Origin of the sequence: Enterobacter sp. CRENT-193 (genome assembly GCF_002787395.1) — a bacterium.
Lineage (GTDB): Bacteria > Pseudomonadota > Gammaproteobacteria > Enterobacterales > Enterobacteriaceae > Enterobacter > Enterobacter hormaechei_C.
This window is the reverse complement of sequence record NZ_CP024812.1, coordinates 2,448,610-2,469,098: the sequence shown is the minus strand read 5'-3', so window position 1 is coordinate 2,469,098 and position 20,489 is coordinate 2,448,610. Positions and strand designations below refer to the sequence as shown.

10 protein-coding genes and 1 pseudogene are annotated in these 20,489 nt (G+C 58.5%); 10 read left to right on the top strand and 1 reads right to left on the bottom strand.

Annotation, left to right across the window (positions count from 1 at the left end; translation table 11 throughout):
* The first annotated feature begins 336 nt into the window (after window positions 1-336).
* The gene (locus tag CU081_RS12080) at window positions 337-3,666 is read left to right on the top strand and encodes a diguanylate cyclase (protein WP_022651489.1); all 3,330 of its coding nucleotides are present in this window, start codon (window positions 337-339) and stop codon (window positions 3,664-3,666) included.
* On the opposite strand, the gene alkA is transcribed toward CU081_RS12080, so the two are convergent.
* Window positions 3,631-4,503, bottom strand: a complete 873-nt coding sequence (gene alkA / locus CU081_RS12075) for a DNA-3-methyladenine glycosylase 2 (protein WP_003862082.1) — start codon at window positions 4,501-4,503, stop codon at window positions 3,631-3,633. The two genes, CU081_RS12080 and alkA, sit on opposite strands and share 36 nt — an antisense overlap.
* 130 nt (window positions 4,504-4,633) lie before the next feature.
* Between alkA and yegD the strand changes: the two genes are divergently transcribed.
* The 9 genes and pseudogenes from yegD (at window position 4,634) to CU081_RS26265 (ending at window position 20,484) form a co-directional block, all read left to right on the top strand.
* Entirely contained in the window at window positions 4,634-5,986 is a 1,353-nt protein-coding gene (gene yegD, locus CU081_RS12070) for a molecular chaperone (protein WP_003862083.1), read from the top strand.
* A gap of 216 nt (window positions 5,987-6,202) precedes the next feature.
* The gene (locus CU081_RS12065) at window positions 6,203-7,405 is read left to right on the top strand and encodes an MdtA/MuxA family multidrug efflux RND transporter periplasmic adaptor subunit (RefSeq protein ID WP_022651490.1); all 1,203 of its coding nucleotides are present in this window, start codon (window positions 6,203-6,205) and stop codon (window positions 7,403-7,405) included.
* The gene (locus CU081_RS12060) at window positions 7,405-10,527 is read left to right on the top strand and encodes an MdtB/MuxB family multidrug efflux RND transporter permease subunit (protein ID WP_022651491.1); all 3,123 of its coding nucleotides are present in this window, start codon (window positions 7,405-7,407) and stop codon (window positions 10,525-10,527) included. Before CU081_RS12065 ends, CU081_RS12060 begins: the two co-directional genes overlap by 1 nt.
* Window positions 10,528-13,605: a multidrug efflux RND transporter permease subunit MdtC gene (gene mdtC / locus CU081_RS12055; protein WP_032645652.1), complete on the top strand. Its 3,078-nt coding sequence runs from the start codon at window positions 10,528-10,530 to the stop codon at window positions 13,603-13,605.
* Window positions 13,606-15,021 carry an MFS transporter gene (locus tag CU081_RS12050; RefSeq protein ID WP_022651493.1) on the top strand — a complete coding sequence of 472 codons (1,416 nt, stop codon included), beginning with the start codon at window positions 13,606-13,608 and terminating at the stop codon, window positions 15,019-15,021. It abuts the gene before it with no gap.
* Window positions 15,018-16,421 carry a two-component system sensor histidine kinase BaeS gene (gene baeS / locus CU081_RS12045; protein ID WP_006811258.1) on the top strand — a complete coding sequence of 468 codons (1,404 nt, stop codon included), beginning with the start codon at window positions 15,018-15,020 and terminating at the stop codon, window positions 16,419-16,421. The genes CU081_RS12050 and baeS overlap by 4 nt, the downstream gene beginning before the upstream one ends.
* A complete protein-coding gene (gene baeR / locus CU081_RS12040; RefSeq protein ID WP_022651494.1) occupies window positions 16,418-17,140 on the top strand; it encodes a two-component system response regulator BaeR in 723 nt (240 codons plus the stop codon). The genes baeS and baeR overlap by 4 nt, the downstream gene beginning before the upstream one ends.
* A 605-nt stretch (window positions 17,141-17,745) precedes the next feature.
* Entirely contained in the window at window positions 17,746-19,107 is a 1,362-nt protein-coding gene (trhP, locus tag CU081_RS12035) for a prephenate-dependent tRNA uridine(34) hydroxylase TrhP (protein WP_022651495.1), read from the top strand.
* Between the two features lie 411 nt (window positions 19,108-19,518).
* Window positions 19,519-20,484, top strand: a pseudogene (locus CU081_RS26265) (hypothetical protein).
* Window positions 20,485-20,489: the final 5 nt, after the last annotated feature.

Sequence of the window (20,489 nt, the reverse complement as noted above, 5' to 3'; positions counted from 1 at the left end):
AGCGACCTGATTAACCTGGATGTAAGGAAGGACGACGCCGGAGCGTCAAACGCGGCAATTATAGGGATTTCGGGGGCGTGATACCAGTCGAATGCGCAGGTTATGCGAGGCGGGCTGAAAAGCGACGTTTCACGCCTTTAGCGAAATTTTTACGCGCGGATTTTCACCATTTCATCACCATTCTTCGCAGAGTAACTATTTTATAAGTCTGTGAAGTCAAAATCTGAGCACTCGGCATATGAATTGTAAAATGTTTGTACTAGCATAAACCAAATTATTAATTTCACGCGTCCGGACCTGGCTCCTGACAACATGGCGTCCCTGGATAGAGCGGTAATGAATAAACAATACCAGCGGGTTTTGGTTACTACCCCACATCCTTTACTGCGGCTTGTCTGTCTGGGTCTGGTCACGTTCATCTTCACCTTATTTTCCCTCGAGCTGACTCGCTTCGGTACGCTGCTGGCGCCATTGTGGTTCCCGACTTCAATAATGATGGTAGCGTTTTACCGCCACGCGGGAAAAATGTGGCCCGGCATTGCCCTCGCCTGCTCTTTTGGCAATATCTTTGCCTCGTGGATGCTCTTCTCATGGGAATCGCTCAACATCACCTACACGGCGATTAATATCATTGAGGCCACGGTTGGCGCGCTGTTACTGCGTAAACTGCTCCCCTGGTATAATCCGCTGCAAAACCTCAACGACTGGGTCCGGCTTGCCCTCGGCAGTGCCCTTGTGCCGCCGCTGGTGGGGGGCGTTCTGGTTCATTTTCTGGTGCCGAGCGCGGAGCCGCTGCGTAATTTCCTTGTCTGGGTACTTTCAGAGGCCATTGGCGCGCTGGCGCTGGTGCCTTTAGGTCTGCTGTTTAAACCGCATTACCTGCTGCGCCACCGCAATCCGAAACTGCTGCTGGAAACGCTGGTGACCCTGGTCGTTACGCTGGTTCTTTGCTGGACGGCAATCACCTGGCTGCCGTGGCCATTCACCTGCATCATCGTTCTGCTGATGTGGAGCGCGGTTCGTCTGCCGCGTATGGAAGCGTTCCTGATATTTTTATTCACCATCATGATGGTGTCCCTGATGATGGCGCGAAATCCGCTCTCCATGACGCCCTCCTCCATGATCGTCACCTTCAACGCGCCGTGGCTCCCCTTCCTGATGATGCTGCTCCCCGCCAATATTATGACGATGGTGATGTATGCCTTCCGGGCCGAGCGTAAACATATTACGGAAAGCGAAGAACGTTTTCGTAATGCGATGGAATATTCCGCGATTGGTATGGCGCTGGTGGGCATTGAGGGCCAGTGGCTCCAGGCCAACAAGGCGCTGTGCAATTTCCTCGGTTACAGCCAGTCTGAACTCCAGTCGCTCACGTTTCAGCAGTTAACCTGGCCAGAAGATTTAAATACCGACCTGGAGCAGTTGGGACAGCTGATTAACGGGGAGATCAATAGCTACAGCCTCGAAAAACGCTACTACACTCGCAGCGGCGCGGTGGTGTGGGCGCTGCTGGCCGTCTCCGTTGTGCGCCATGCCGACGGCACCCCGCTCTACTTTATTGCCCAGATTGAAGATATCAACGACCTGAAACAGACCGAGTGGGTCAATAAGCGCCTGATGGAGCGTATCACCCTCGCGAACGAAGCCGGTGGCATCGGGATATGGGAGTGGGATCTCGAGCCGGACGTGATCAGCTGGGATAAGCGGATGTTTGAGCTGTACGAGATCCCCCCGCACATTAAACCCACCTGGCAGCTCTGGCATGCGGCCATGGTGCCTGAAGATCGCCCCCACGCCGAACAGGTGCTGCGAGAATCCCTTCAGGCCAGGGTGCCTTTCAAGCTGGAATTTCGCATTCGCGTCAAGGATGGCATCCGCCACATTCGTTCGCTGGCGAACCGGGTACTGAACAAACAGGGCGAAGTGGAGCGGCTGTTAGGGATCAACATGGATATGACCGAGGTGAAGCAGCTGAACGAGGCGCTGTTCCAGGAAAAAGAGCGCCTGCATATCACCCTCGACTCCATCGGCGAAGCGGTGCTGTGCACCGATTTCGACATGAACATCACCTTTATGAACCCGGTCGCCGAGAAGATGAGCGGCTGGTCGCAAAGCGAAGCGCTGGGTCAGCCCGTTCTGAAGGTGCTGCACATTACCTTTGGCGAGAACGGTCCGTTAATGGAAAACATCCACAGCGGCGATATGTCCCGTACCGATATCGAACAGGACGTGGTGCTTAACTGCCGCAATGGCGGCAGTTTCGACATTCATTACAGCATTACCCCCCTCAGCACTCTGGAAGGTAACACCATCGGCTCGGTGCTGGTGATTCAGGACGTGACCGAGTCGCGCAAAATGCTGCGCCAGCTGAGTTACAGCGCCTCACATGACGCCCTGACTCACCTGGCGAACCGCGTCAGCTTTGAAAACCATCTGAAGCGTCTGTTGCAGACAGTACAGGAGACCCATCAGCATCACGCGCTGGTCTTTATCGATCTTGACCGTTTTAAGGCGGTGAACGATACGGCAGGCCACGCGGCGGGCGACGCGCTCCTGCGCGAACTCTCTTCGCTGATGCTGACCATGCTGCGCTCCAGCGACGTGCTGGCGCGTCTGGGCGGCGACGAGTTTGGCCTGCTGCTGCCGGACTGCAACGTCGAAAGCGCACGCTACATTGCGGGCCGGTTGATCGACGCCATCAACAACTATCATTTTTCCTGGGAAGGACGCCTGCACCGTATTGGTGCCAGTGCGGGGATTACGCTGATTGACGACACCAATTATCAGGCTGCGGAAGTGATGTCTCAGGCCGATATCGCCTGCTACGCCTCGAAAAACAGCGGGCGCGGCGTGGTCACCGTCTATGAACCCCAGCAGGAGAGGATCCACAGCACGCGCAGCATGATGTCGCTGGATGAGCAGTGGCACATGATTAAAGATAACCATCTGCTGATGATCGCCCGCAGCGTCGCCTCGCCGCGCATTCCCGAGAGCAGTAGCTTCTGGCTGATTTCCTTGCGGCTGTGGACCAGCCAGGGGGAAGTGCTGGAAGAGCATGCCTTCCGCGCCGGGCTGGCGGAGCCGGAGCTGCTGCACGCCCTGGACCGACGTATCTTCAGCGAATTCTTCCGTACCTATGCCGCACAGGTGGCGGCCAAAGGAATGGGCGTCGCGCTGCCGCTCTCAGAAGCGGGTTTAGCCAGCGTCACGCTGGTGGATGAGCTGCTCGACCTCATTACCAAAGGTCCGCTGCCGGCGCGGCTGCTGCATCTGGCGATTGCCGCTGATGTGCTGAGCAATACGGATGAAAACGTGCAGCAGGGTCTGCAAAAGCTTCGTCAGGCTGGCTGTCGCGTGGTGCTGACGCGGGTTGGACGCGATATGAACGTCTTCAGCCAGCTCAGCGCCAACACCGCTGATTATCTGCTGCTGGATGCAGACGTGGTGACCAACGTCCACGGCAATCTGATGGACGAGATGATGGTGACCATCATTCAGGGCCATGCCCAGCGTCTGGGCATAAAAACCATTGCCGGGCCATGCCATCAGTCGATCATGATGAATACGCTGTCGGGCATCGGCGTTGACTTTATCTACGGCGACACCATTGGGGAAGCGCAGCCGCTCGATCTACTGCTGAATACCAGCTATTTCGCCATCAACTGACGGCGACCAGCCGTCGGTGTACCAAATATGTAACAGCGCATACGAGCGCCACGGCTGCCAGCGCTCGGCGTAGCGACGGATCTGCGCGGGCGTCATACCGGCAAAGCGCTGTTTAATCAGATAATCATCCGGCAGGAAAACATCCTTCGCCTGCCAGCCGCGCAGGGCCAGATAATTCGCGGTCCAGCGCCCGATGCCGGGGCGCTGCTGTAGCGCCTTCATCCCGTCCTCAACGTTCGCGGGCGGGAACAGCGGGAATTCACCGTCCACCACCGACTGCGCCAGATGAATCAACGACTCCGCACGCTTGAGCGGCATCCCGAGTGCTTTCAACGCCAGCGGATCCACCGCGGCCAGTACCTCTGGCGGAGGAAAGCAGAGGTAGCCCGGCGCGTCCTGGATGGGTTCACCGCACAGCGCCACCACCCGTGACGCCAGTTTAGCCGCCATCGCCACGCTTACCAGTTGTCCGAGAATGGCGCGCACGCCCTGCTCGTAAGCATCCATTGCGCCGGGCAAACGTAACCCCGGCCGCGCCGCGCCGAGATCGCCGAGGGTCTGTGCAATGTGCTGCGGGTCGCAATCGAGGTCAAAAAGGCGGGCGATGCGGTCCAGGCAGATATCCGCCACCGGGATCAGGCCAGGGCTAAGCGACACCGCAAGCGTATGGGTTGCGCTGTCTGGCGTAACCCGGAAAACGCCCTTGTGCCCGGCATAGCCAAAACTGCGCTCGTAGTAATCCTTCGTAACGGTCTCAACCCCCGTGACCGCACGCGCGGCAAGAAAGCCAAACATCCACGACCAGTCGTAAGGCGGTTGCCAGTTCAGGGTGTACATTGTCTCTCCTTTTGTATTTACCTCAGCATAAACCGAAAGATCGCGTTGCGCCTTGCTTTCATATTCCTGTTGTCGCCTGGCAGACATTTCGCTAAAGTCTCGCCCCTTCTCACCGGCATGGGGATTTATTGTGTTTATTGGATTCGACTACGGCACCGCAAACTGCTCGGTTGCGATAATGCAAAACGGACAACCGCAGCTCCTGAAAATGGAAAACGGCAGTACGCTGTTGCCGTCAATGCTCTGTGCGCCGACGCGTGAAGCGGTGAGCGAGTGGCTGTTCCGCCATCATCAGGTTCCTGCTACCGCAGCGGAAACCCAGGCGCTGCTGCGCCGTGCGGTCAGCTTTAACCGCGAGGAAGATATCGACGTTACCCCTTCCAGCGTGCAGTTCGGCCTCTCTTCCCTCGGGCAGTACATTGAAGATCCGGAAGAGGTCTACTTCGTTAAATCGCCGAAATCCTTCCTCGGCGCCAGCGGCCTGAAGCCACAGCAAGTGGCGATGTTTGAAGATCTGGTCTGCGCGATGATGCTGCACATCCGCAATCAGGCGCAGTCCCAGGTGCCGGATGCCATCACCCAGGCGGTGATTGGCCGTCCGATCAACTTCCAGGGGCTGGGCGGCGACGACGCCAACCAGCAGGCGCAGGGGATCCTTGAGCGTGCAGCGCACCGGGCTGGCTTCCGTGACGTGGTATTCCAGTATGAGCCGGTTGCAGCGGGGCTGGATTTTGAAGCCACGCTGACAGAAGAACAACGGGTGCTGGTAGTGGACATCGGCGGCGGAACGACGGACTGCTCATTACTGCTGATGGGTCCGAAGTGGCATCACCGTCGCGATCGTGAAAACAGTCTGCTGGGGCACAGCGGCTGCCGAGTGGGCGGTAACGATCTGGATATTGCCCTGGCATTCAAGAGCCTGATGCCGCTGCTCGGCATGGGCGGTCAAACCGAGAAAGGCATCGCCCTGCCGATCCTGCCGTGGTGGAACGCGATTGCCATCAACGACGTCCCTGCCCAGAGTGATTTTTACAGCACCGCGAATGGCCGTTTCCTCAACGATCTGGTGCGTGATGCACAGGATGCAGAGAAGGTCGCGCTGCTGTATAAGGTGTGGCGTCAGCGCCTGAGCTACCGCGTGGTGCGCACCGCCGAAGAGAGCAAAATCGCCCTTTCCGATCGTCCTGAGCATGCGGTTTCGCTGCCGTTTATCAGTGACGATCTGGCTACGGCTATCACCCAGGAAGGGCTGGAAATGGCGCTGACTCAGCCGCTTCAGCGTATTCTGGAGCAGGTGCAGCTGGCGCTTGAGAATGGCAAAGTGAAGCCGGACGTGATTTACCTGACCGGCGGTAGCGCCCGTTCGCCGCTGATCAAGAAAGCGTTGGCGGAACAGCTGCCGGGGATCCCGATTGCCGGCGGCGATGACTTTGGCTCCGTTACAGCAGGGCTGGCGCGCTGGGCGCAGGTGGTGTTTAGCTAATGGAGTTGTGCCGGGTGGCGGCTTCGCCTTACCCGGCCAACAAGATCCTCCAACCGTTGGCCGGGTAAGCGCAGCGCCACCCGGCGAAGGCGAAACCGCGGCACCACACTCAGACCATTCCTGACAGTCTTCCATATTTCCTCCATTTTTCCACTGTGTTACCTGACTAAACTAGTATCATTCCCCGAAAGAGTTTCAGGATGAGAACGTATAACGATGAAAGGCAGTAACAAATCCCGCTGGGCAATCGCCGCTGGTCTGATTGTGGTGGTCCTGGCCGCCGCCTGGTACTGGCACAGCCAGTCCGCGAACTCCACGGCACCTGCTGGCGCCAGTAGCCCCTCACAACGCCCAACGGGCGGCGGGCGCCACGGTATGCGCGGCGGTGCGCTGGCACCGGTGCAGGCGGCAACGGCGGTGAATAAAGCGGTGCCTCGTTATCTCTCCGGGCTGGGAACCATCACTGCCGCCAACACCGTGACGGTACGTAGCCGCGTAGACGGTCAGCTGATGGCCATCCACTTCCAGGAAGGTCAACAGGTGAAAGCGGGCGATCTGCTGGCGGAAATCGATCCAAGCCAGTTTAAGGTGGCCCTGGCGCAGGCGCAGGGGCAACTCGCGAAAGACAAAGCCACCCTCGCCAATGCCCGCCGCGATTTAGCCCGCTATCAGCAGTTGGTAAAAACCAACCTCGTGTCGCGCCAGGAGCTGGATACCCAGCAATCTCTGGTCAGTGAATCTCAGGGCACCATCAAGGCCGACGAAGCCGCGGTCGCCAGCGCCCAGCTCCAGCTCGACTGGAGCCGGATCACCGCGCCGATTGACGGCCGCGTGGGCCTGAAACAGGTTGATATCGGGAACCAAATCTCCAGCGGCGATACCACGGGCATCGTGGTGATCACCCAGACGCACCCTATCGATCTCGTCTTTACCCTGCCGGAAAGCGACATTGCGACGGTGATACAGGCGCAGAAGGCCGGAAAATCGCTGGTAGTTGAAGCCTGGGATCGCACCAACAAGCAGAAGCTGAGCGAAGGTTCGCTGTTGAGCCTGGATAACCAGATCGACACCACCACCGGCACCATCAAGCTAAAAGCACGCTTCAACAATCAGGACGATGCCCTGTTCCCGAATCAGTTCGTCAATGCGCGAATGCTGGTCGCGACCGAAGAAAACGCCGTGGTGATCCCGACGGCGGCCCTGCAAATGGGTAGTGAAGGCAACTTTGTCTGGGTGCTGAACAGCGAAAACAAGGTCAGCAAACACCTGGTGAAAACCGGGATCCAGGACAGTCAGACGGTGGTGATCAGCGCCGGGCTGTCCGCAGGCGACCGCGTCGTAACCGACGGTATTGACCGGCTGACCGAAGGGGCGCAGGTCGAGGTGGTGGAAGCGCAGAATACAGGAGCAAAAGCCTGATGCAGGTGATGCCGCCGAGCTCTACAGGTGGGCCATCACGCCTGTTTATCTTACGTCCAGTTGCGACGACCCTGTTGATGGTGGCGATCCTGCTGGCCGGGATCATTGGCTACCGTTTTCTGCCCGTGTCGGCGCTGCCGGAAGTGGACTACCCGACTATTCAGGTTGTCACCCTCTATCCGGGCGCCAGTCCGGATGTGGTGACGTCCGCCATCACCGCCCCGCTGGAGCGTCAGTTTGGCCAGATGTCTGGCCTGAAGCAGATGTCCTCCCAGAGCTCGGGCGGTGCCTCGGTCGTCACGCTTCAGTTCCAGCTCGCGCTGTCGCTGGACGTCGCGGAACAGGAGGTGCAGGCCGCCATTAACGCCGCCACCAACCTGCTGCCGTCTGACCTGCCGAACCCGCCGGTTTACAGCAAAGTGAACCCGGCAGACCCGCCGATCATGACGCTTGCCGTCACCTCCTCCGCCATGCCGATGACACAGGTGGAAGACATGGTCGAAACCCGCGTGGCGCAGAAGATTTCGCAGGTGACAGGCGTCGGGCTGGTGACGCTCGCAGGGGGACAACGCCCCGCGGTGCGCGTTAAGCTCAATGCCCAGGCCATTGCCGCGCTGGGGTTAACCAGCGAAACCATTCGCACCGCCATCAGCAGCGCCAACGTTAACTCAGCGAAGGGCTCGCTGGACGGCCCGACCCGCGCGGTCACGCTCTCCGCCAACGACCAGATGCAGTCCGCCGATGAATACCGTCAGCTGATCATTGCCTACCAGAACGGCGCACCGATCCGCCTGGGCGACGTGGCAACCGTCGAACAAGGCGCGGAAAACAGCTGGCTCGGGGCGTGGGCTAATAAGCAGCAGGCGATTGTCATGAACGTTCAGCGCCAGCCGGGCGCGAACATTATTGATACCGCCGACAGCATTCGCACCATGCTGCCGCAGCTGGTGGAAAGCCTGCCAAAATCGGTCAGCGTGAAAGTGCTCTCTGACCGCACCACGAATATTCGCGCGTCAGTGACTGACACCCAGTTCGAGCTGATGCTGGCGATTGCGCTGGTGGTGATGATCATCTACCTGTTCCTGCGCAACGTTCCGGCAACCATCATTCCCGCCGTTGCCGTGCCGCTCTCGCTGGTCGGGACGTTCGCGGTAATGGTATTTCTCGACTTCTCGATTAACAACCTGACGCTGATGGCGCTCACCATCGCCACCGGGTTTGTGGTGGACGACGCCATCGTGGTAATCGAAAACATCTCGCGCTATATCGAGAAAGGTGAAAAGCCGTTAGCCGCCGCGCTGAAGGGCGCGGGGGAGATCGGCTTTACCATTATTTCACTCACCTTCTCGCTGATTGCGGTGCTGATCCCGCTGCTGTTTATGGGCGATATCGTCGGGCGGCTGTTCCGCGAGTTTGCCGTGACGCTGGCGGTCGCCATTCTGATCTCTGCCGTGGTGTCGCTGACGCTGACGCCGATGATGTGCGCCCGCATGCTGAGCCACGAATCTTTGCGCAAGCAAAACCGCTTCTCCCTCGCCTCCGAGCGGATGTTCGAGCGCATTATTGCCGCCTACGGCCGCGTGCTGGCGAAAGTCCTGAACCATCCCTGGGCGACGCTCGGCGTGGCCCTCGGCACGCTGGCGCTCAGCGTCATGCTGTGGATTTTCATTCCGAAAGGCTTCTTCCCGATTCAGGACAACGGCATTATTCAGGGCACGCTTCAGGCGCCACAGACGGTCTCCTTCGCCAACATGGCGCAGCGCCAGCAGCAGGTGTCTGAGATCATCATGAAAGATCCGGCGGTGGAAAGCCTGACTGCCTACGTGGGCGTGGACGGCACCAACCCGTCGCTTAACAGCGCGCGCCTGCAAATTAACCTTAAACCGCTCGATGACCGTGACGATCGCGTCAACGCGGTTATTGAGCGTCTGCAAAGCGCTGTGGCGCGCGTACCGGGCATTGAGCTGTATCTGCAACCGATCCAGGATTTAACCATTGATACGCAGGTGAGCCGCACGCAGTACCAGTTTACGCTCCAGGCCACCTCGCTTGATGCACTCAGCACCTGGGTGCCGCAGCTGGTGGACAAGCTGAAAGCACTGCCGCAGATTTCTGACGTCAGCAGCGACTGGCAGGATAAAGGGCTGGCGGCGTACGTCAACGTCAACCGTGACACCGCCAGCCGTCTGGGCATTACCATGTCCGACGTGGATAACGCGCTGTATAACGCCTTTGGCCAGCGCCTTATCTCCACCATTTACACCCAGGCGAACCAGTATCGCGTGGTGCTGGAACATAACACCGAGAACACGCCCGGGCTTGCCGCGCTGGACTCGATACGCCTGACCAGCAAAGACGGCGGGATTGTGCCGCTCAGCGCCATTGCCAGCGTGGAAGAGCGTCACACCCCGCTGTCGATTAACCATCTCGATCAGTTCCCATCCACCACCATTTCGTTCAACGTGCCGGACGGTTATTCCCTGGGCGAAGCGGTGGAGGCCATTCTGGGTGCGGAGAAAGAACTCAGCTTCCCGTCAGATATTCAGACCCAGTTCCAGGGCAGTACTCTGGCGTTCCAGGCCGCGCTGGGCAGCACCGTCTGGCTGATTGTCGCGGCGGTGGTGGCGATGTATATCGTGCTTGGCGTGCTGTATGAAAGCTTTATCCACCCGATCACCATTCTCTCCACCCTGCCGACGGCGGGCGTGGGGGCACTGCTGGCGCTGATGCTGGCGGGGAGCGAACTGGACGTGATTGCGATCATCGGCATCATTCTGCTTATCGGCATCGTTAAGAAAAACGCCATCATGATGATCGACTTTGCGCTGGCCGCCGAGCGCGAGCAGGGTATGGCGCCGCGCGAGGCCATTTACCAGGCCTGTCTGCTGCGTTTTCGCCCGATCCTGATGACCACCCTCGCCGCCCTGCTGGGCGCGCTGCCGCTGATGCTGAGCACCGGCGTGGGGGCCGAACTGCGCCGTCCGCTGGGCATCGGGATGGTCGGCGGCCTGCTCGTAAGCCAGGTGCTGACGCTGTTTACCACGCCGGTTATCTACCTGCTGTTTGACCGTCTGGCCCTGTGGACGAAAAGCCGCTTCCCGAAACGTGAAGAGGAGGCGTAAGTGAAGTTTTTCGCCCTCTTCATTTACCGTCCGGTGGCGACGATTTTACTCTCCGTCGCTATCACCCTGTGCGGCGTGCTGGGCTTCCGGCTGCTGCCGGTGGCCCCGCTGCCGCAGGTCGATTTCCCGGTGATCATGGTCAGCGCCTCGCTGCCGGGTGCCTCGCCGGAAACCATGGCCTCATCGGTGGCGACGCCGCTTGAGCGCTCGCTTGGTCGAATTGCCGGGGTTAACGAGATGACCTCCAGCAGTTCGCTGGGCAGCACGCGCATCATTCTGGAATTCAATTTCGACCGGGACATCAACGGCGCGGCGCGTGACGTGCAGGCCGCGATTAACGCCGCCCAAAGCCTGCTGCCGAGCGGCATGCCGAGCCGTCCAACCTATCGCAAGGCCAACCCCTCCGACGCGCCGATCATGATCCTGACGCTCACGTCAGAGACCTACTCCCAGGGCGAGCTGTACGATTTTGCCTCCACCCAGCTGGCGCAAACCATCGCCCAGATTGAAGGCGTGGGCGACGTGGACGTCGGCGGCAGCTCCCTGCCCGCCGTGCGCGTGGGGCTGAATCCGCAGGCGCTGTTTAACCAGGGCGTGTCGCTGGACGACGTGCGTTCCGCCATCAGCAACGCCAACGTGCGTAAGCCGCAGGGCGCGATTGAGGACAACAGCCACCGCTGGCAGATCCAGACTAACGACGAGCTGAAAACCGCCGCCGAGTATCAGCCGTTGATTATTCACTACAACAACGGCGCGGCGGTGCGCCTGAGCGACGTCGCCAGCGTCACCGATTCGGTGCAGGACGTGCGTAACGCCGGGATGACCAACGCCAAACCGGCGATTTTGCTGATGATCCGCAAGCTGCCGGAAGCCAACATCATTCAGACGGTGAACAGCATCCGCGCGCGCCTGCCGGAGCTTCAGGAAACGATTCCGGCGGCCATCGATCTCCAGATTGCGCAGGACCGCTCCCCCACCATCCGCGCCTCGCTTGAGGAGGTAGAGCAAACGCTGATCATCTCCGTCGCGCTGGTGATCCTGGTGGTGTTCCTGTTCCTGCGCTCGGGGCGCGCGACGCTGATCCCGGCGGTGGCGGTGCCGGTATCGCTGATAGGCACCTTTGCCGCCATGTACCTGTGCGGCTTTAGCCTTAACAACCTGTCGCTGATGGCGCTGACGATTGCCACCGGGTTTGTGGTGGATGACGCCATCGTGGTGCTGGAGAATATCTCGCGCCATCTGGAAGCGGGCATGAAGCCGCTCCAGGCGGCGCTTCAGGGGACGCGCGAAGTGGGCTTCACGGTCCTGTCCATGAGCCTGTCGCTGGTAGCGGTATTCCTGCCGCTGCTGCTGATGGGCGGCCTGCCGGGGCGACTGCTGCGCGAATTTGCCGTCACGCTTTCCGTCGCCATTGGTATCTCACTGGTGATTTCGCTGACGCTGACGCCGATGATGTGCGGCTGGATGCTAAAGCGCAGCCAACCGCACTCGCAGCCGCGCAGGAAAGGCTTTGGCCGCGTCCTGATGGCGATGCAGTCCGGCTACGGCAAATCGCTGAAATGGGTGCTGAACCACACGCGTATTGTCGGGCTGGTGCTGATCGGCACCATCGTCCTCAACGTCTGGATGTATATCACCATCCCGAAAACCTTCTTCCCGGAGCAGGATACCGGCGTGCTGATGGGCGGCATTCAGGCGGACCAGAGCATTTCGTTCCAGGCGATGCGCGGCAAACTGCAAGACTTTATGAAAATCATCCGGGAAGATCCGGCCGTGGATAACGTCACCGGCTTTACCGGCGGCTCGCGCGTTAACAGCGGGATGATGTTTATTACCCTTAAGCCGCGCGGTGAACGTCACGAAACGGCGCAGCAGATCATTGACCGCCTGCGGCTGAAGCTTGCCAAAGAGCCGGGGGCAAATCTGTTTCTGATGGCCGTTCAGGATATCCGCGTCGGCGGACGACAGGCTAACGCCAGCTATCAGTACACCCTGCTCTCGGATGACTTAGCCGCCCTGCGCGAGTGGGAGCCGAAGATCCGTAAAGCGCTGGCCGCGCTGCCGCAGCTGTCGGACGTGAACTCTGACAGCCAAAACAACGGTGCGGAGATGGCGCTCACCTACGATCGTGAAACCATGGCCCGCCTGGGCATTAACGTGGAGGCGGCCAACAGCCTGCTGAACAACGCCTTCGGGCAGCGTGAAGTCTCTACCATCTATCAGCCGATGAACCAGTACAAGGTGGTGATGGAGGTGGATCCGCGCTACACCCAGGACATCAGCGCGCTGGACAAGATGTTTGTGATCAATGATGACGGTAAGGCGATTCCGCTGTCGTACTTCGCCAGCTGGCAGCCGTCGAACGCCCCGCTGTCGGTGAACCACCAGGGGCTTTCCGCCGCCTCGACCGTCTCGTTTAACTTGCCAACCGGCTCGTCGCTGTCTGAGGCCAGCGATGCCATTAATCGCGCCATGACCCAGCTCGGGGTGCCCTCCTCGGTGCGCGGCAGCTTTGCCGGTACGGCGCAGGTGTTCCAGGACACCATGAACTCGCAGGTTATTTTGATTCTGGCGGCCATTGCCACGGTTTATATCGTGCTGGGCGTGCTGTACGAAAGCTACGTGCACCCGTTGACCATTCTCTCCACGCTTCCCTCTGCGGGCGTGGGGGCGCTGCTGGCGCTGGAGCTGTTCGGTGCCCCATTCAGTCTTATCGCGCTTATCGGGATCATGCTATTGATTGGCATCGTGAAGAAAAACGCGATAATGATGGTCGACTTTGCCCTGGACGCCCAGCGCAACGGCAACCTGACGCCGGACGAGGCGATATTCCAGGCCTGTCTGCTGCGTTTTCGCCCGATCATGATGACCACGCTGGCCGCGCTGTTCGGCGCGCTGCCGCTGGTCATATCCGGCGGTGACGGCTCTGAACTACGCCAGCCGCTGGGGATCACGATCGTTGGCGGCCTGGTGATGAGCCAGCTGCTGACGCTCTACACGACGCCGGTAGTCTATCTGTTCTTTGACCGCCTGCGGCTGCGTTTTTCGCGTAAAAAGAGAACCACGGTGACCGAGTAAATGACCGACCTACCCAGTAACGTTCGCTGGCAATTGTGGATCGTCGCGTTCGGCTTCTTTATGCAGTCGCTGGACACGACCATCGTGAACACCGCCCTCCCCTCGATGGCGAAAAGCCTGGGGGAGAGCCCGCTGCACATGCATATGGTGATTGTCGCCTATGTGCTGACGGTCGCTGTGATGCTGCCTGCCAGCGGCTGGCTGGCGGATAAAGTCGGCGTGCGAAACATCTTCTTCACCGCCATTGTGCTGTTTACCACCGGGTCGCTGTTTTGCGCCCAGGCCAATACCCTCGACCAGCTGGTGATGGCGCGCGTGCTACAGGGCGTCGGCGGCGCGATGATGGTACCCGTCGGGCGGTTAACGGTGATGAAAATTGTTCCGCGCGCGCAGTATATGGCGGCGATGACCTTCGTCACCCTGCCCGGTCAGGTCGGCCCGTTGCTTGGCCCGGCGCTGGGCGGGATTCTGGTGGAGTATGCCTCCTGGCACTGGATCTTCCTGATCAACCTGCCGGTCGGTATTATCGGCGCGATTGCCACCCTGACGCTGATGCCGAACTATAAAATGCAGACCCGGCGCTTTGATTTCTTTGGCTTCATCCTGCTGGCAGCTGGCATGGCGACGCTTACCCTCGCGCTCGACGGGCAAAAAGGGCTGGGGATCTCCTCCCTGTCGCTCGCCCTGCTGGTAGCGCTGGGTGTCACCGCCATTCTCTGGTATCTGTGGCATGCCAGAGGTAACGCTAACGCGCTGTTCAGCCTAAATCTGTTCAAGAATCCCACCTACCGTCTTGGTCTGTTCGGCAGCTTTGCCGGACGCATCGGCAGCGGCATGTTGCCGTTTATGACGCCGGTATTTTTACAGATTGGGATGGGCTTCTCGCCGTTCCATGCCGGGCTGATGATGATCCCGATGGTACTTGGCAGCATGGGGATGAAGCGTATTGTGGTGCAGGTGGTTAACCGCTTTGGCTATCGCCGCGTGCTGGTGGCCGCCACGATCGGGCTGGCGTTGATCTGCCTGCTGTTTATGGCCGTGGCGCTGCTGGGCTGGTACTACATCCTGCCGCTGGTGCTGTTCTGCCAGGGGATCATCAACTCCATGCGCTTCTCGTCGATGAACACCCTGACGCTGAAAGATCTGCCGGACGAGCTGGCAAGCAGTGGTAACAGTCTGCTGTCGATGATCATGCAGCTCTCCATGAGCGTGGGGGTCACGGTTGCCGGATTGCTGCTCGGCATGTACGGTCAGCACCATCTCAGCGCCGACACCCCCGTCGCGCATCAGGTCTTTTTATACACTTACCTCAGCATGGCGGTAATTATCGCTCTGCCCGCTTTTATCTTTGCCAGAGTGCCGAATGACACGACCAAAAACGTCGTGATCCGACGCGGCAAAAGGAGTGCACCATGAAATTCTGGCGTCCGGGGATCACCGGTAAGCTTTTTGTGGCGATTTTCGCCACCTGTATCGTCCTGCTGATTACTATGCACTGGGCGGTGCGGGTCAGCTTTGAGCGCGGCTTTATTGACTACATCAAGCACGGTAACGAACAGCGTTTACAGGGCTTAAGCGACGCGCTGGGGGAACAGTATAGCCTGCACGGTAACTGGCGTTTTCTGCGCAACAACGATCGCTTTATATTTCAAATTCTGCGCTCGCTGGAGCACGATAATGACGACGACCGTCCGGGACCGGGCATGCCACCGCACGGCTGGCGCACCCAGTTCTGGGTAATTGATCAGGAGATGCGCGTGCTCGTTGGCCCACGCTCTCCGGTACCGCCGGACGGCACAAAGCGCGCCATTACCTCGAACGGCGCCACGGTGGGCTGGGTTATCGCCTCCCCGGTCGAGCGGCTGACGCGCAACACCGACATCAACTTTGACCGCCAGCAGCGTCAGACCAGCTGGTTGATTGTCGCGCTTTCTACCCTGCTTGCGGCGCTCGCCACCTTCCCGCTGGCGCGCGGCCTGCTGGCGCCGGTTAAGCGCCTGGTGGAAGGCACGCACAAGCTGGCGGCGGGTGATTTCTCGACCCGCGTGGACACCCGCAGCCAGGATGAACTGGGCAAGCTGGCGCAGGACTTCAACCAGCTCGCCAGCACGCTGGAAAAAAACCAGCAGATGCGCCGCGATTTTATGGCCGACATTTCGCACGAGCTGCGCACCCCGCTGGCGGTGCTGCGCGGCGAGCTGGAGGCGATTCAGGACGGCGTGCGGCAGTTCACCCCCGAGTCGGTGGCCTCGCTTCAGGCGGAAGTCGGTACGCTGACCAAACTGGTGGACGATCTGCATCAGCTGTCCATGTCCGACGAAGGCGCCCTGGCTTACCAGAAAGCACCGATCGATGTGATCAATATCCTTGAAGTCGTGACCGGCGCATTCCGCGAGCGCTTCGCCAGCCGTGACCTGAAAATCAACCTTTCGCTGCCGGACAGTGCGGTGGTGTTCGGCGACAGAGATCGCCTGATGCAGCTGTTCAATAATCTGCTGGAGAACAGCCTCCGCTACACCGACGGCGGCGGCGCGCTGCATATCTCCGGCAGGCAGGAAAACGGGCGCTTTGCCCTGACCTTTGCGGACTCCGCCCCTGGCGTGAAGGATGCGCAGCTGGAAAAACTGTTCGAGCGCTTCTATCGCACCGAAGGTTCACGCAACCGCGCCAGCGGCGGTTCCGGCCTTGGGCTGGCCATTTGCGTTAACATTGTGGAGGCCCATGGCGGCACCATCCGCGCCGCCCATTCGCCTTTTGGCGGGGTTAGCATTACAGTAGAGTTACCTCTGGAACGGGATTTATCGAGGGAAGCATGACCGAGTTACCGATTGACGACAACACACCGCGTATTTTGATCGTGGAAGACGAGCCTAAACTTGGGCAACTGCTGATCGACTATTTGCGCGCTGCGAGTTACGCGCCAACGCATATCAGCCACGGCGACCAGGTGCTGCCCTACGTGCGCCAGACGCCGCCGGATCTGATCCTGCTGGATCTGATGCTGCCGGGTACCGACGGCCTAACCCTGTGCCGCGAAATTCGTCGTTTCTCCGATGTGCCCATCGTGATGGTGACGGCCAAAATCGAAGAGATCGATCGTCTGCTGGGGCTCGAAATCGGCGCCGACGATTACATCTGCAAGCCTTACAGCCCGCGGGAGGTGGTCGCTCGGGTGAAAACCATCCTCCGCCGCTGTAAGCCGCAGCGTGAATTGCAGGTGCTCGATGCGCAAAGCCCGCTGATCGTCGACGAAAGCCGTTTCCAGGCGAGCTGGCGCAGCAAACTTTTGGATCTCACCCCCGCAGAGTTTCGCCTGTTGAAAACGCTCTCCCACGAGCCGGGCAAAGTGTTTTCCCGCGAGCAGCTGCTCAACCATCTGTATGACGATTACCGCGTGGTGACCGACCGCACCATCGACAGCCACATCAAAAACCTGCGCCGCAAGCTGGAGGCGCTGGACGCCGACCAGTCGTTTATTCGCGCGGTGTACGGCGTGGGGTATCGCTGGGAAGCGGATGCGTGCAGGATTGCCTGAATACCCCCCTCACCCTGCCGTCTCCCCAAAGGGAGAGGGTTCCCCAGCAATTTGAAAGCAAAAGCGATAACGTTGCCTCAGAATAACTGAGGGCTTTCAGCGATGCCTCGGTCCGGCTGTAAATCGCTGAGGCGTTTCCTGTAGGCCGGGGCGAGGCGCAGGGATGCGCCGAGAGGGCGGGCTTTACAGGGATGTTACCTCCGCCCGTCCCCGATAAGCCGGAAGGAATAAGCCGAAGGTACCGCGAAGCGGCGATTTTCCGCCGGAAGCCCGGGTCGCCAGGGTGGTGGCGACTGAGCCACCCTGGCACGTTCACCGGCCATGTCGTGACAGAGTAGCAAGGAACATAACGTGAACGGAATGACCACCAGAGCCGTATGTTCCCCCTCACCCCAGCCCTCTCCCTCAAGGGAGAGGGGGCCGTCTGTGCAGGCATTATTTTGTGGGGAACCCTCAGCCCCAAAGGGGAGAGGGTTAGGGTGAGGGGCAAAGCTTTACCTCTCTTCCCCGCAGCGCTACAATGCCCGCCCTTAAAGTGGGGGATCTCCCCTTACCGCTGCATCAGGTGCATGCGGATCTGACCTGTCATCAGAACGAGAACAAACATGTTTAAACCGGAACTCCTTTCCCCGGCGGGAACGCTGCAAAATATGCGTTACGCTTTCGCCTATGGCGCCGACGCCGTCTACGCGGGCCAGCCGCGCTACTCGCTGCGCGTGCGTAACAACGAATTCAACCACGAGAATCTTCAGCTCGGCATCAATGAAGCGCATGCCCTGGGCAAAAAATTCTACGTGGTGGTGAACATCGCGCCGCACAACGCCAAGCTGAAAACGTTCATTCGCGACCTGAAGCCGGTCGTGGAGATGGGGCCGGACGCGCTGATCATGTCGGACCCGGGTTTAATCATGCTGGTTCGGGAGAATTTCCCGGAGATGGACATTCACCTCTCAGTGCAGGCTAACGCCGTCAACTGGGCAACGGTGAAATTCTGGAAACAGATGGGGCTGACCCGCGTCATTCTGTCCCGCGAGCTGTCCCTCGAAGAGATCGAAGAGATCCGCACCCAGGTGCCGGATATGGAGATCGAAATCTTCGTTCACGGCGCGCTGTGCATGGCCTACTCCGGCCGCTGCCTGCTCTCTGGCTACATCAACAAGCGTGACCCGAACCAGGGTACCTGCACCAACGCCTGCCGCTGGGAATATAACGTTCAGGAAGGCAAAGAGGATGACATCGGTAACATCGTGCATAAACACGAGCCGATTCCGGTCACCAACGTTGAGCCAACGCTGGGAATTGGCGCGCCTACCGACAGCGTGTTTATGATCGAAGAAGCCAAACGTCCGGGTGAGTACATGACCGCCTTCGAAGACGAGCACGGCACTTACATCATGAACTCTAAAGATCTGCGCGCCATCGCGCACGTCGAGCGTTTAACCAAGATGGGCGTACACTCCCTGAAAATCGAAGGCCGCACCAAGTCTTACTACTACTGCGCTCGTACCGCACAGGTATATCGCAAAGCCATCGACGATGCCGCTGCCGGTAAACCGTTCGACACCAGCCTGCTGGAAACGCTGGAAGGTCTGGCGCATCGCGGCTATACCGAAGGTTTCCTGCGTCGTCACACTCACGACGACTACCAGAACTACGAGCATGGCTATTCGATTTCCGAACGCCAGCAGTTTGTAGGCGACTTCACCGGCGAGCGTAAAGGCCCGCTGGCCGCCGTCGCCGTAAAAAACAAATTCACTAAAGGCGACAGCCTGGAGCTGATGACGCCGCAGGGCAACATGAACTTCCGACTGGAGCACCTGGAAAACAAAAAAGGTGAGGCGATTGAGGTCGCACCTGGCGACGGCCATGTGGTCTGGCTGCCGGTTCCTGAAGAGGTGGAGCTGGAGTTTGCGCTGCTGATGCGTAATTTTGAAGGTGAAAATACCCGAAATCCACACGGCAAATAGTCAATCAACGGGATTTTTTCACGCTGGGATAATTCTTAGAATCGGATCACATACCGCTTCGTTCAATACGGGTATTATCCCCCCCGCTGAAAAACATAACCCATAAATGCTAGCTGTACCAGGAACCACCTCCTTAGCCTGCGTAATCTCCCTTACGCGGGCTTATTTTTTTTGTTAACTCCTGAAATTTTTACCCCTGATAAATATGGCGTTGGATTGACCCGGGAAAGGTTTGTGTCAGCATTAGGCGTATCATCTAAGCAAATCGAACGAACAAAGGATCCTAATCACATTTTTTAATGGATTTGAGAGGGATGAACACTATTCGGAACATTCCTAATTTTAAGTGTTAACGGGACCTTTACTCTTGATTTATTAACAATCAACGTTTCACATGGACGGAGAGATGAAGTGACATTCACAGGACAATTTTCAAAGGATCTTCCAGATTACGAACTCGCACGCAGTCTTGGTCTTGCCTCTGGCGGCGATATAAATTTCACAGCACTTGCAGGTCAACTGGACTGTAGCAGAAATTTTAGCCAGGCCGGGATTATCTACTCAGACGGTACACGTCAGTGGCTAGTACGGCCATCAAGAAGGATTGCGACACCAAACGAAAGCTCGGTTAGTCATGTAGTCATAACCAAAGTAAATGCCTCATTAGTTAACCCTGTTCAGGCAACAACGGCGACGATTAATTCCCCTTCCCTGGCAACTGAAATTGGTTCAACGGCAATTTCCTGCGGAGCCGCAATTCTTACTGTTGTACTTGCGGCAGGGGCCGGTATGGCTATACCTCTCACTGCAGGGTCTTCCGGTGCTATAGCCGCTGTGATTTTAGCCGGTGGTGTAGCAACTGGAATTCAATGTGCAAATGGGCTTGGCCGACTATCGTTGATTGCTATGAATCATGATGATTACGTTGCGTGGATGGATTCCCAGGAGTGGTATACAGCAACCAACACAGCCCTGGATGCGATTTCTCTTGCCGGGGCTGCTGCGGGTTTAAAAAGCGCTGCATTGACCTATCGCCTTCTTAACCGTTCATCGTCTGAGAGTTTGCTCTCCTTATTATAAAAAATGAGCCAGGCCGACCGTACGCGATTAACAGAGGAGATTATTCGTATCCGCAATCCCGGCATCTCGAATTCAGGTGTAAAAGCAGCAATGAAGGCAGGCGTGTATCCCAAACGTTATCCGTCAGAAGCGTTGCAGTTGCTCTTACAGCGTGAGTTGCTGAATACCATTTCAAATTCTTCTGCCTTCGTTGGAAGTGCCATCTCAGGAAATATCAGAAATCCACAGAATGTTGCACAAACGGGTAAATACATTTTTGGTTTAATTCAGTCTTTTTCATTTACAGGAAGTTATTGACCCGT

Bases quoted from the DNA above. Each gene is read 5' to 3' on its own strand.
- CU081_RS12080 (WP_022651489.1), top strand. From the start codon at position 337: ATGAATAAACAATACCAGCGGGTTTTGGTTACTACCCCACATCCTTTA.
- alkA (WP_003862082.1), bottom strand. From the start codon at position 4,503: ATGTACACCCTGAACTGGCAACCGCCTTACGACTGGTCGTGGATGTTT.
- CU081_RS12065 (WP_022651490.1), top strand. From the start codon at position 6,203: ATGAAAGGCAGTAACAAATCCCGCTGGGCAATCGCCGCTGGTCTGATT.
- CU081_RS12060 (WP_022651491.1), top strand. From the start codon at position 7,405: ATGCAGGTGATGCCGCCGAGCTCTACAGGTGGGCCATCACGCCTGTTT.
- CU081_RS12050 (WP_022651493.1), top strand. From the start codon at position 13,606: ATGACCGACCTACCCAGTAACGTTCGCTGGCAATTGTGGATCGTCGCG.
- baeS (WP_006811258.1), top strand. From the start codon at position 15,018: ATGAAATTCTGGCGTCCGGGGATCACCGGTAAGCTTTTTGTGGCGATT.
- baeR (WP_022651494.1), top strand. From the start codon at position 16,418: ATGACCGAGTTACCGATTGACGACAACACACCGCGTATTTTGATCGTG.
- trhP (WP_022651495.1), top strand. From the start codon at position 17,746: ATGTTTAAACCGGAACTCCTTTCCCCGGCGGGAACGCTGCAAAATATG.